Origin of the sequence: Saccharothrix ecbatanensis, assembly GCF_014205015.1 — a bacterium.
In the GTDB taxonomy this organism is placed as follows: domain Bacteria; phylum Actinomycetota; class Actinomycetes; order Mycobacteriales; family Pseudonocardiaceae; genus Actinosynnema; species Actinosynnema ecbatanense.
In genome coordinates, this window is sequence record NZ_JACHMO010000001.1 from 9,085,630 (window position 1) to 9,098,336 (window position 12,707).

A 12,707-nucleotide genomic window follows, 5' to 3' on the forward strand; every position below is an offset into this window, starting at 1 on the left:
GTCAACTCCCCCATATGGCCCTCGCGACGCTCTCCAGGGCCCGTTCAGGGCCCTCCGAGCCGGTTGTCCCATGGCACGTGCCGCCGCGGGCGTACGCGGCCTGGAACAGCGCGCCCGACTCCGCGCAGGCGCCGTCGACGAACCCGACCCCGACCGCCCGGACCGGTCCGCCCGCGTCGGGGTCGACCGCACCGATGGGCCGGGTCGCCAGCAGCACGACCACCTCCGCCTTCGCCCCCACGGCCGCGCTGAAGACGTCCTCGGCGAGCGGGACGTCGACCACCCGATCGGCCCGGCCGAGCAGCGGGAGCAGCCGCGCCGTGAACGCCGCCGCACCCTCCGAGCCGTCCGAGGCCACCGCGATCACCTTCGGCCGCCCCGCCGCGTCCCAGGCGGCGCGAATGGCGCCCGCGTCGCGCACGACGACGGTTTCGGCAGGCCGCGTCGGTCGTGGATCACCCTTCGCCCCCACGCCGCCATTCATGTCGCGGAAGCCCGCGCGCTTGAACGCCGACTGCGCCGGTGTCGAACGCAGGTGGTCCTCGAAGAGGTCCACGACCCGCCGGCGCCGCTCGTTCGGCGGCCGGTCGGTCCACTCCACCGCGACGAACGGGTGGTCCAGCACCACCGAAGCGCCCTGCGGGTACAGGATGAGGCACTTGTCGTTGTCGGCCACCGTCTTCTCCGACGCGACCAACGCGACGTTCCCCTCGCACGGCGGTTCGGTCGTCATGTTCAGGGCGGTCTTGTGCAGGAGCAGCGGAGCGTCGGTCCCGTCCACGGTCACCCGGCCCAGGGTCTTGTGCACCAGCGCGATCGCGGCGCCCAACCCCGCGCCGGACGAGGTGTCCACCGCGGCCACCGGTCCGACGTCGCGCCAGTGGAACTCGCGGTTGGGCCGCTCGACGCTCCCGGCGAGATCCGGCGCGACGCCCAGCACCACCGGTGACTGCGCGATGGCCGGCCGGTGGTCCAGCCGCACGGCCGCGTCCGGGATGTCGGACAGGGCCCGGGCCACCGCGTCGACCTCGAACGAGGCGTCCGGCAGCCACACGTGCGGCTCGGTCCCCTCGTTGACGAAGTCCTTGTCGTCCGCCCAGCCCCTGCCCAGCGCGGCGGCCGCGTCCTCGGCCGACGAACCCTTGGTGACCAGCACGCTGACACCCTTGCAGCGCTGGGGGTTGAACCGGCGGGACGCGCGTTCGAACTCCACCGCCTGCCGGATGACGGCGTCCTCCATCTCCGCGGAGGTGAGCACGTTGAGCTGCACTGGCGCCGGGCATGGCGGGACGGCGGCCGGTGCGGCGGCGAACGCGTTCGCCGTGCCCGACAGGAGCAGCAGCACGGCCAGCCCGAAACGCGCCCAGGGCGGCTTCCACGGCTTGCGGTGCTTCGTCCCGGCGGGCTTCGGTTTCGGCGGTGGGGCCGCACCGTTCGGCAGGTGCAGCCAGGCGTGCCCGTGCACCTCCTTGACGTCCACGTCGACCCGGCGGAACGAACTCGGGTCCATGCCGGGGTCCGGCCGGATCACCTCGTCGAAGATCCTCTGGGACACGATCAGCGCGAACAGCGCGGTGGAGCGGGCCAGCGCGTCCCGCAGCGGTTCGGCGTCGAGGAGGCGGAACGCCAGCGTCACGTCGTCGCCGACCACGCCGTGCTCGTCCTGCATCACCTCGCCCGCGGTGATCGCGATCCGCAGGCGGATCCGGGCCTCCTCGGTGCGGGTGGCGTTGTAGCGGCGCAACTTGCCCAGCAGGGCGTGCGGCACGCCGTCGACGACCTTGCTCTTGGGCACGTCCGGCGGCACCAGCACGAACACGCCGTCGCCGCGGTCCTCGTGGTGGGTCGCCGACCAGTCCAGACCGCAGTCCTCGAAAGCGCTCTCCAGCGCCGCGTACAGCCCACGCCGGATCTCCTCTTGGGGAATGCGGTGGCGCTGCCCGAACGCGGACACGTCGACCACGACGACCGTGCGGTGCAACACGTGCTGCTGCGTCCCCATCCGGCCCCTCGCTGGAACGCTGGGTCTGTTCGTCCAGTCTATGGGGTGGATCACATTCCGCACGGTCATCGGTGACATCGCGCAGGTCGGCCGCATTACTGCGGAAACGGCTCGGGGGCGGCTCCGCCAAGCGGAACCGCCCCCGAACCGGGTGTGGATCAGGCCAGGCCGGCGTCCGAAGTGGACGGGCCCGCCGCGTTCACGTCGTCGAGCTTGTACTTCTTGGCCGCCTGCACGACCAGCGACTGCTGGATCTCACCGCGCTTGGCCAACGCGGCCAGCGTGGCCACCACGACCGACTCGGCGTCGACCAGGAAGTGCCGCCGCGTCGCCGGCCGGGTGTCGGAGAACCCGAACCCGTCGGTGCCCAGCGTGGTCATGTCCGTCGGCACGTACGGCCGGATCAGGTCCGGCACGGCGCTCATCCAGTCGGACACCGCCACCACCGGACCGGCCGCGTCCGCCAGCACCTGCGTGACGTACGGCACACGCGGTTCCTGGTCGGGGTGCAGCAGGTTGTGCCGGTCGATCTCGACCGCCTCGCGGCGCAGCTCCGAGTACGACGTCGCCGACCACACGTCGGCCTGCACGCCCCACTCCTCGGCCAGCAACTTCTGCGCCTTGATCGCCCACGGCAGGCCCACGCCGGAACCGAGCAGCTGCGCCCGCGGACCGCTCTGCGCCGGTGCCAGCTGGTACCGGTACAGGCCCTTGAGCAGGCCTTCGACGTCCAGGTCCGCCGGCTCGGCCGGCTGCTGGTACGGCTCGTTGTAGACCGTCATGTAGTAGAAGATGTTCTCGGCGTTCTCGCCGTACATCCGCCGCAGACCGTCCTTGACGATGTGCGCCACCTCGAACGACCACGCCGGGTCGTACGCCACGACCGCCGGGTTGGTGTGCGCCAGCAGCAGCGAGTGCCCGTCCGCGTGCTGGAGGCCTTCACCCGTCAGCGTGGTCCGGCCCGCCGTGGCGCCCAGCACGAAGCCGCGCGCCATCTGGTCCGCCGCCGCCCACAGGCCGTCGCCGGTGCGCTGGAACCCGAACATCGAGTAGAAGATGTAGATCGGGATCATCGGCTCGCCGTGCGTCGCGTACGACGTGCCGGCGGCGGTGAACGACGCCGTCGAACCGGCCTCGTTGATGCCCTCGTGCAGGATCTGACCCTGCTCGCTCTCCTTGTACGCCAGCATGAGCTGGGCGTCCACGGAGGTGTACATCTGCCCGTTCGGGTTGTAGATCTTCTGCGCCGGGAACATCGAGTCCATGCCGAACGTGCGCGCCTCGTCCGGGATGATCGGCACGATGCGGTGGCCGATCTCCGGGTCCTTGGCCAGGTCCCGGACCAGCCGGACGAACGCCATCGTGGTGGCGACCTCCTGCTTGCCCGAGCCCCGCTTGATCACGTCGTAGACCTTGTCGCCCGGCAGCACCAGCGCCTTGGTCTTGGTCCGCCGCTCCGGCACGAACCCGCCGAGCTGCTTGCGCCGCTCCAGCAGGTACTGGATCTCCGGGGAGTCCTTGCCGGGGTGGTAGTACGGCGGCAGGTACGGGTCGAGGTCCTTGTCCTCGATCGGGATGCGCAGGCTGTCCCGGAAGTTCTTGAGGTCCTCGTGGGTCATCTTCTTCATCTGGTGCGTGGCGTTGCGCGCCGCGAAGTGCGGGCCCAGGCCGTAGCCCTTGATGGTCTTGGCGAGGATGACCGTCGGCTGGCCGTGGTGCTCGACCGCCGCCTTGTACGCCGCGTACACCTTGCGGTAGTCGTGGCCGCCGCGCTTGAGGTTCCACACCTCGTCGTCGGACATCGGCGAGACGAGCTCCTTCGTGCGCGGATCACGCCCGAAGAAGTGCTCCTTGACATAGGCGCCGTCGTTCGCCTTGTACGTCTGGTAGTCGCCGTCCGGCGTGGTGTTCATCAGGTTGACCAGCGCGCCGTCGCGGTCGGCGTGCAGCAGGGCGTCCCACTCACGGCCCCAGATGACCTTGATGACGTTCCAGCCCGCGCCGCGGAAGAACGCCTCCAGCTCCTGGATGATCTTACCGTTGCCGCGGACCGGGCCGTCGAGGCGCTGGAGGTTGCAGTTGACCACGAAGGTCAGGTTGTCCAGTTGCTCGTTCGCCGCGACCTGGAGCAGGCCGCGAGACTCCGGCTCGTCCATCTCGCCGTCGCCCAGGAACGCCCAGACGTGCTGGTCGGACGTGTCCTTGATACCGCGGTCGTTCAGGTAGCGGTTGAACCGCGCCTGGTAGATCGCGTTCATCGGGCCGAGGCCCATGGACACAGTGGGGAACTCCCAGAAGTCCGGCATCAGCCGCGGGTGCGGGTACGACGGCAGGCCGCCGCCCGGTCCGGCGTGCGAGAGCTCCTGGCGGAATCCGTCCAGCTGCTCGGCGGACAGCCGGCCTTCGAGGAAGGCTCGGGCGTACACGCCGGGAGAGGCGTGACCCTGGATGAACACGTGGTCACCGCCGCCGGGGTGGTCCTTGCCCCGGAAGAAGTGGTTGAAGCCGACTTCGTACAGGCTCGCCGACGACGCGTAGGTCGAGATGTGACCGCCGACGCCGACGCCGGGGCGCTGCGCGCGGTGCACGGTCATCGCCGCGTTCCAGCGGACCCAAGCCCGGTAGCGACGTTCCACCTCCTCGTCGCCCGGGAACCACGGCTCCCGTTCGGTGGGGATGGTGTTCACGTAGTCCGTGCTGGTCAGCGAAGGAACGCCGACGTGGCTCTCCCTGGCCCGTTCGAGCAGGCGCAGCATCAGGTAACGGGCACGCTGCTGCCCGCCGCCCTGGAGCGCGGCGTCGAACGACTCCAGCCACTCCGCGGTCTCCTCCGGATCGATGTCCGGGAGGTGGGCGGCCAGACCGTCACGGATGACGCGTACCCGCTCGGGGGTGTTCTGCGGGGCCAAGGGATCTCCTCGTTCCGGTGTCTTCTGACTCCATCGTTGCTCGACACACACGTTCCCGTCACCGCTACCGGTGAGTAGTTCTGGATCGTGTCTCTCGCGCGCGCGGATAGGAGGTATGTAGAGCCTGCCTCATCCGGTCGGGGGACCGCACTCTGGGGTACCCGATGCGGCGTGTCTTGGCCGTTACGGTTGCGCGTGGCAGGGCTGACAGTGTTCGCTAGCCGCGACTGGTAGTGACATCGCGCGGCAGTCGTACCCGACTGCCGCTCTTGTGTACTTGGAGGAGTGGAAGCCGTGGTCGCCGCGGAAGACGCCGGCAAGATCGGTGTCGCCGACAGGCTCGGGATCGAACCGGGCAGCGTGGTCCAGGAGATCGGCTGGGGAGAGGACGTGGACGACGCCCTCCGTGCCGCGATCGAGGAGCGGGTAGGCGGTGATCTGCTCGATGAGGACTCCGACGAGGTGATGGACGTCGTCCTGCTGTGGTGGCGCGAGGACGACGGCGACCTCACCGACGCCTTGATCAGCGCCACCACGTCCCTGGCCGACGACGGCGTGATCTGGGTGTTGACGCCCAAGACGGGGCGGGACGGGCACGTCGAGCCGAGTGACATCGCCGAGGCCGTGTCCACCGCGGGGCTCGCCCAGACCTCCAACATCACGGTGGGCGGTGACTGGTCTGCGACCAGGCTCGTCTCACCGAAGTCGGCCAAGACGAAGCGCTAGCCGACGAAGCGCCGACCGTCCGGGCGTGTGCCTGGTCGAAGTGCGCACCGCCATGCCCTAGGCTCGATGGCGGGCTCCCCGATCGGGTGGAGCCCGTTCTTCGGGTTGCTCCGGGTTGCTCTGGTGGAGGGTTTGCATGGTCGCGGTCGGTGCGGAGGCTCCTGACTTCACGCTCAACGACTACAACAAGCAGCCGGTGACGCTCTCCTCGTTCCGCGGTTCGAGGCACGTGCTGCTGGTGTTCTACCCGTTCGCGTTCAGCGGGATCTGCACCGGCGAGCTGTGCCAGGTGCGCGACGAACTGGCCGCGTACGAGGACGAGAACGTGCAGGTCGTCGGTGTGTCCGTGGACACACCGTTCAGCCTGAAGGCGTGGGCCGCGGAACAGGGCTACCAGTTCCCGCTGCTGTCGGACTTCTGGCCGCACGGTGCGGTGGCGCAGGCGTACGGCGTGTTCAACGAGAAGGCCGGCCTGGCCAACCGCGGCACGTTCCTGATCGACACTTCGGGCGTGGTCCGGTACGCCGAGGTGAACGCCCCTGGTGAGCCCCGTGACCAGGAGGCGTGGAAGAAGGCCGTGGCGGCGCTCGCCTGATAACTTCCCGGTGCCGGCCCGCCATGGTCGGCCCGCGTTCGGGGGCGCGTAGCTCAGCGGAAGAGCACTCGGTTTACACCCGAGCGGTCGCAGGTTCGAATCCTGCCGCGCCCACTGTGCCTTGCGGGGGTGCAACCCCCGCACCCCGCCCGGCGGGCTCTGCCCCCGGACCCCCGCCGTGGCTCTCGCCCCTGGCCCCCGCACGTCGTCGGGCGCTGCTTCAGCGCTTCGCGCCTTCGCCTCGCCCTCTCAATCCTCGCCTCGGTCCCGTTGCGTGCTTCGGGTCTCACACCGTCGACCTGGGCAAAGCGGCTTGCGGCAGCGAGGAGACACGGTGGCCTACACCTACCGCGCACTCGTCCTCCGCCACGGCCACCTGCTGTACCTCGACTTGCCGAGACCGACCAAGGGCTTCCGCGTCCAGCTCGACTACGGCCAAGCGGGCATCCGACGGATGAACACGCTGGACTTCTTCGCGAGCAGCCAGGTCTCCCGTGTCGAGCACTCCAGGCGCAGCGACGAGCCGAAGACCGTGAACATCAGCTTCGACGGCTGGATGTTGCCGCGGGCTGGGGTGGCGTTCGTGTGGGTGTTGGAGGAGGGGGTCGACGCGCCGTCGTAGTCCCGATCGACGCCGACACCTATCGTGTTGTAATAAGCCATGTCTGCGGGCAGCGAGAACCCAATCAAGAGTCAGGCTGAAGACACGCTTGAGCGTTCTGATGCGGCGAAGCACTTGGCCGACGAGCTTCGCAGCCTCGACGCGAGCGAGGGAAGCGTCGTCGCTCTCCTCGGCCCATGGGGATCCGGGAAGACGTCGTTCGTCAACCTGGTACGCGAACATCTCGCTGCGACCTCGGAAGTCCCGATTCTCGACTTCAATCCGTGGATGTTTTCTGGTGCGGAGCAGCTCGTCGATTCGTTCTTCGTTGAGATCGCTGCACAGCTTCGCCTCAAAGACGGCAAGCTCGGGAAGATTGCCGACGAGATCGACAAATACGGCGAGCTTCTGTCGCCGCTCAGTGTCATACCGTTCGTTGGCGGCTGGATCGACCGTCTTGGCAAGGCTGGTAAGTCGCTGAAGAACTTCCAGGACCGACGCAAGCAGAGCGTCAGTATTCGACGCAAGGAACTTGCTACAGAGTTGGCCAAATTGGAAGTGTCCATCGTGGTCGTCATCGACGACATCGATAGGCTTGCTACGGCCGAGATTCGCGACATATTCAAGCTTGTGCGCTTGACTGCTAGCTTCCCCAACGTCATCTATCTGCTCGCCTTCGACCGCAAGCGAGTCGAGCAAGCGCTTAGTGAGAGCGGTATTGAGGGGCGTAACTTCCTCGAGAAAATCGTCCAGCTTCCTGTCAACCTCCCGGCTGTGCCGCAGCGAACCCTTCTGCGGCAATTGGGTTCGGAGGTTAATGGGGTGCTGAAGGAGTTCGGTGAGATCGAGCCCTTCGATCAGGACCGCTGGCGCGATCTGCTAGCCGAGATTCTTCTTCCGTTGCTTCATAACGTCCGTGATGTGAAAAGATATGCGGCATCAGTCCGTGGAACTGTCCGAGGACTGAAGGGGTACATCGACCTCGGCGACCTGCTCGCACTAGAGGCGGTTCGGGTTTTCCTGCCGGATACCTTTGCGGCGGTCGAGCAAGCTCAAGTGGCGCTTACCAGTCCAGCACCCAGTTCTAGTGACCGTGACTATACGCGCGAGCGGTACAAAGAGGTAGTGCAGACCGTGATCGAATCGTCCGGGGACGACCGTGGTGTAGTCGAATCACTCATACGGCGAGTCTTTCCCGCAGCCGGTCGGCATATCGGCAGTAATACTTACAGCGGTGAGTGGTCAACTACGTGGCTTCGTGCACGCCGAGTAGCTCATGTCGACGTACTTAGCTTGTACTTGGAACGCGTAGTCAACGCTGGCTTGGCAGCCTTTGTCGATGGTGAACGAGCCTATGCTTTGCTCGGCAATGGCGATGAACTCGACCGCTTCCTGCACTCCATCAGTCCAGAGCGTCAGGAAGACGTCATCGCAGCTTTGGAGGAGTGGGAAGGCGAGTACCCGGCAGAAGCAGTGCTGCCCGGGACCGTCGTATTGCTGAATCTCCTGCCAGTGCTGCCTGAGCGTGAGCAGCACACGCTATACACCACAGACCCGCGGCTGTCCATCGTCCGTGTAGTTCTTCGGTTGCTGCGCATGCTGCCCTCGGTAGAGGCAGTGGAGCAGCTCGTAGAAGGCAGCTGGACCAACATTCGTACCATTGATTCTCGAGCCGAGCTGGTCCGCATGGTCGGGCATCGAGAACACGAAGGACATAAGTTGGTTTCAGTTGAGGCAGCCTCAAGTTACGAGCGGCGGCTAGGACGCGACTTCATCGAGTCGAGTGCAGATGATCTTCTTGCTGATCGCGACATTGTGCATACTTTTCATGTAATGTCGCGATTGAGTGATGTAATGATTTCGGAGCTCGAAGTTTTGAGCGACCCGCGAATCGTCCGGGAACTCTTGCTTCACTCCTGCGCTGAGACCCGAAGCCAGAGTATGGGGAACCGGGCGGTGCACAAGTCGCCGCGTTTGATGTGGGATAGTCTTGTTGGCTTCTTTGGGTCTGATGAGCGCTTGTATGCGGCTATCGATGCGATGAAGTCGGCCTTGACCACTGATGAAAAGCTGGAGAAGGTGCTTGTGCTTGTCGACAAGTACCGCACAGGCTGGCGACCCAGAGATTTCGGGAGTGATGGCAACGAAGCTTGATGTCTAGTCCTTCTGCCGCTCTTCTTACGTGCAGGTGATGCCTCGTCAAGCGCTGGGCCCAGCTCACCGACCACCAGCTCGCCGTGCTCCGACGCGTCGGTAATCCGGACGATCAGGTGACAGCTCGAGACTCCGCCTTGGTAAGCACCGTGTACGCCCACTTGGTCAACGCGCCGTGGATGGGCCAAGTGACGTTCAGGCGGTTTCCAGCGAGCGAGACAGGCGGACAAGTAAGTGAGTATCAAGGATTCCCTCGGCAGCGCCGATAACCTCACTGCGTTCATGGTGGCAAGCGTGATTCTCTGGCGTACCGGGCGCGAGTGGTACCGCCGTACGTTGGGGGCCAAGCGTGTCCTACGTCAGAAGCTCGACAGTCTGTCCTGTGGGAACCCAGTCGTATATGTGGACACGCTGTTTGGGGCACCTGTCTACCGTGACTCGATCAAGGTCGAAGCACGCTACAGCTCCCACAGGGTGCAACGGGAAGACGAAGTCGACCTACGGGTGTATCGCACCAAGTACGGTTGGTTGACTGTTCACTTCATCGAAGGCATCACCTACGCCTACGCCTTCACCTTGACGAGTAAGCGGTTCCGATACAAATTGGCGCTCCAGACGTATGGTCAGATGCAGGGTTTCCTCGGACGTACCGTCTTCGATCAGAGCGATAATGCGCACTACCCTGAGAGCGGTGAGCTCTTTATGGGAGCATCGACGCATGGCTACACCGAGGTACGGTATTTTGGTCGGCCAGGTCTCTACCAGAACTACGGACTGTCCGTCACGATGATCGGTTGGCGGAAAAGTCCAACCTTACTTGCCGATCGTGTATCGGTAACTTGGGGACGATTTGACCAGGTGGAGCGAGAAATCGCTGATACCGTGAGTCGGGATGGTCGCCATGAAGCTATTCGAAATGTCCGCGCCAAGATGGCACCTGATACATTTACGGTATTCGATGCTGACTTCAGGTATGAAATTTATGATGGGGTTCGGGCTAGCGGTGCCGTAGACTACGACCGCCTGATGATCCTAATGAAGGGGGAGGTTCGCAGCCGCTGAGGAGTGCCGAGACGGATTGGCTGCACTGTTGACACCGCGACAAGCGCAGGATCATAGACGGTGCCTTTCAACGTCTAGAACGAGGACTACGTTGACGACACACACCCAGACATCTAGTGTGCAGTAGGTTTCGCTGCGTCAGCTTCGACGGAATCGAAAGTGGTCTCCACTATCGCTAACTCGAACCGTCAGTCGCAAGCTTCACATAGAGTCGCTCAAGTCTTGCAATCCTATCTTCAAGTGACGTAACCACAAAAGGTTTTTCTTTCTCGTTCGTAAGATCAGTGGCATTATGACGACTTTTGTGGTGGAGTTTGGGTGATATGTCTTTCAGTGAAGCAGCCTTCGGCTTCACTGTGCGGTATAACCCATAACTCTCTAAATTCCATGAGCCTCTTCCTTGCATCAGGAAGGAGTTGCCTTCAGAAATTCTCCCCCTTATGGCGCTAATACTCACATTGCGTTTCTCTGTCAGTGAAGATGCTTCAATGTATTTGGTGGACTACGCAAGACTTCTGCACTTGGCTGACTCTTCGGGCTTTTGGGATGGCAATATTGCACTGAGTGGCCAGGTGCGCTTATTCTGCAACGGGGAGATGTTAACTGCCGGCTCCGGCAACACAAGGCGCGTGCCAGGTTAAGAAATACAAGACCCAAAACCCACTAGTCTTCTGCTCCTCCACCCACTCTGCGTTCGTCGCTGGCCGCATCCTCACGCCTGCTGCCTTCAACTTCCGCCACACCGTCCCGTCGTTGACGTCGAACCGCCGGGCGATCTTCATCAGTGACCAACCCTGTTGGTAGAGCTCGACGGCTGCCTCGACCTGCGCAGCTGTCAGCGCCGGGGAGTCGTGTCAATGCCACGGCTGTGCAAGTGGCGGCCCACGGTTGCTCGGTGCACCCCGAACCGCTTTGCCAGCGTCTTGACGCCTGGTGAGTGGTCGTGTCGCTACTCTGGGCACCACACCCCGGCAGCGGTGGAAAAGGTGGGGACATGGTGTCGCCTGAGCCAGCGGACATCGGACTCCGGATCAAGCAGCACCGGCAGCGGGCAGGAATGTCACGACCGGTGCTCGCCGGACTCGTCGGCAGGTCCGCCGAGTGGCTCAAGGCCGTGGAGAACGGCAGGTTGCAGGCCCCGAGACTCCCCATGTTGCTCCGCCTGGCGCACGCGCTGGGCATTGCCGACCTGGCCGAACTGACCGGCGGTCACACCGTGCCGGTTCAAGTCTTCGCGGGAGAGCGCCACCCGGCGTTGTCGGAGGTCCAGCGCGCCCTCACCGACTATCACCTGGCCACAGTCATGCCGTCGCCGGATCTCGACCACATGTCGGTGCGGCTCGACATGGCTTGGCGGGTTCGGCACTCAAGCCCTGATCACCGAACGCAACTCGGGTCATTGCTCCCCGGATTGATCCGAGACGCGCAGAACGCCGTACGCGAGTTGAGCGGTGAGGAGCGCAGGAACGCACGACGGGTCCTCGCGGGTGTCTACCGACTGGCGGACTTCTACGTTGCCTACCAGCCCGCTCCGGAACTGGTGTGGATGGTCGCCGACCGTGCGTTGGCGGAAGGGTATGAAGCCGACGACCCGTACGCCATCGCAGGTGGCGCATGGGCCATGGTTCAAGCGCTCAGGGATGCCGGCCGGTGGGATGAGGCCGTGGTGCTCGCCACCGACGCCGCACGCGGGATGGAGCCGCACTTCGCCCGTGCTCCAGCCGACTGGCGAGGGCTGTGGGGAGCACTGCATGCGGAAGTGGCGTACGTGCACGCGCGGCGCGGTCGTCATGGGCAGGCTTGGCAGGCATGGGAACGTGCCGAGCGGGTGGCGAGCGGTCTGGGCTCCGGTTACCGCCACGTGCAGACGTCGTTCAGCGTTGCCGTCATGGGGGCGCACGCGACCACGCTCGGCGTCGAGTTGCGCCGCTCCGGCGAGGCGATCCGGGCGGCGGAGTCCTTCGACCCCAACGACATTCCGTCCCTCGCGCGCCGCAGCCGCCACTTGATCGAGACCGCGCGGGCGCACTTCCAGCGCGAGGAACGCCATGCGGTGTTGGCGCTGCTGGACCGGGCGGAACGGACGGCATCAGAGACGATCAAGTACAACGGGTTCGCCCGCGAGATGCTTCTTGATCTCGCCGCGCAACCGCCGACTGGGATGCGTCGAGACGTGCGTGACCTCTGCGAACGGATCGGCTTGCGGGCCGCCTAACCCGATCGTGTGGGGGTAGAACATGTACCCCGTGCCATGCCGCAGCCTGCATAGCGTTGCCATCCCGGACTGAATGGGAGGTGACGGCATGACGGCCGCGTACAACTACGTGACCGCAGTAGTGCAATTTTTTCATGGACTGCCATTGCCCGGTTTCCGGGCGGTGTGGCGTGATTGCTCGCGGACGACAGATCGGGGCCGGTTGTGACCGCCCTCGGGCTGTGGGTTCCCGCGTCCGCATGTCCGCACCGAGGCGGCGACCTGTTCCTGCAAGTGCGGTCGGAGCAGGAAGCAATCTTCCAGTGCCGCCTCTGCGGTTCGGTCTGGGACCACCGGACCGTCCCGGAATCGGTCGTGGAGCGAGTGAATAGAATTCTGGAAACCGGCGAGTTCAGACCCGTGACGCAACTCCTTGGCCTCTAGTGTCGTGGCTGGGGAGCCGT

General features: G+C 64.9%; 9 protein-coding genes and 1 tRNA gene. 7 read left to right on the forward strand and 3 right to left on the reverse strand.

All coding sequences use genetic code 11. The features are described 5' to 3' along the window. Position 1: 1 nt before the first annotated feature. Positions 2-2,002: a substrate-binding domain-containing protein gene (locus tag F4560_RS40550; RefSeq protein WP_184928313.1), complete on the reverse strand. Its 2,001-nt coding sequence runs from the start codon at positions 2,000-2,002 to the stop codon at positions 2-4. A 158-nt stretch (positions 2,003-2,160) separates the two neighbouring features. After that, positions 2,161-4,911, reverse strand: coding sequence for a pyruvate dehydrogenase (acetyl-transferring), homodimeric type (gene aceE, locus F4560_RS40555; protein ID WP_184928314.1), 2,751 nt, complete (start codon positions 4,909-4,911; stop codon positions 2,161-2,163). Between the two features lie 294 nt (positions 4,912-5,205). Between aceE and F4560_RS40560 the strand changes: the two genes are divergently transcribed. The 6 genes from F4560_RS40560 (at position 5,206) to F4560_RS40585 (ending at position 10,049) form a co-directional block, all read left to right on the forward strand. After that, the gene (locus tag F4560_RS40560) at positions 5,206-5,637 is read left to right on the forward strand and encodes a DUF3052 domain-containing protein (protein WP_184928315.1); all 432 of its coding nucleotides are present in this window, start codon (positions 5,206-5,208) and stop codon (positions 5,635-5,637) included. A 136-nt stretch (positions 5,638-5,773) separates the two neighbouring features. Next, a complete protein-coding gene (locus F4560_RS40565; RefSeq protein ID WP_184928316.1) occupies positions 5,774-6,232 on the forward strand; it encodes a peroxiredoxin in 459 nt (152 codons plus the stop codon). 42 nt (positions 6,233-6,274) lie between these two features. Continuing rightward, positions 6,275-6,346 (forward strand) — tRNA-Val (locus F4560_RS40570). Between the two features lie 220 nt (positions 6,347-6,566). Then, a complete protein-coding gene (locus tag F4560_RS40575; protein ID WP_184928317.1) occupies positions 6,567-6,854 on the forward strand; it encodes a hypothetical protein in 288 nt (95 codons plus the stop codon). Positions 6,855-6,893: 39 nt separating this feature from the next. Next, on the forward strand, positions 6,894-8,987 hold the full coding sequence (locus tag F4560_RS40580; protein WP_184928318.1) for a KAP family P-loop NTPase fold protein: 2,094 nt from the start codon (positions 6,894-6,896) through the stop codon (positions 8,985-8,987). Between the two features lie 234 nt (positions 8,988-9,221). Next, positions 9,222-10,049: an ETEC_3214 domain-containing protein gene (locus F4560_RS40585; RefSeq protein ID WP_184928319.1), complete on the forward strand. Its 828-nt coding sequence runs from the start codon at positions 9,222-9,224 to the stop codon at positions 10,047-10,049. Between the two features lie 599 nt (positions 10,050-10,648). Here F4560_RS40585 and F4560_RS46755 read toward each other — a convergent pair. Then, positions 10,649-10,888, reverse strand: a complete 240-nt coding sequence (locus F4560_RS46755) for a helix-turn-helix domain-containing protein (RefSeq protein ID WP_376775437.1) — start codon at positions 10,886-10,888, stop codon at positions 10,649-10,651. A 155-nt stretch (positions 10,889-11,043) separates the two neighbouring features. Here F4560_RS46755 and F4560_RS40590 point away from each other — a divergent pair, with 155 nt between their 5' ends. Next, positions 11,044-12,264: a helix-turn-helix domain-containing protein gene (locus F4560_RS40590; protein WP_184928320.1), complete on the forward strand. Its 1,221-nt coding sequence runs from the start codon at positions 11,044-11,046 to the stop codon at positions 12,262-12,264. Positions 12,265-12,707: the final 443 nt, after the last annotated feature.

What these genes read in the sequence shown, in the direction of transcription:
- F4560_RS40550 (WP_184928313.1), bottom strand. Translation starts at nt 2,002, where the DNA reads ATGGGGACGCAGCAGCACGTGTTGCACCGCACGGTCGTCGTGGTCGAC.
- F4560_RS40590 (WP_184928320.1), top strand. Translation starts at nt 11,044, where the DNA reads ATGGTGTCGCCTGAGCCAGCGGACATCGGACTCCGGATCAAGCAGCAC.
- F4560_RS40580 (WP_184928318.1), top strand. Translation starts at nt 6,894, where the DNA reads ATGTCTGCGGGCAGCGAGAACCCAATCAAGAGTCAGGCTGAAGACACG.
- F4560_RS40565 (WP_184928316.1), top strand. Translation starts at nt 5,774, where the DNA reads ATGGTCGCGGTCGGTGCGGAGGCTCCTGACTTCACGCTCAACGACTAC.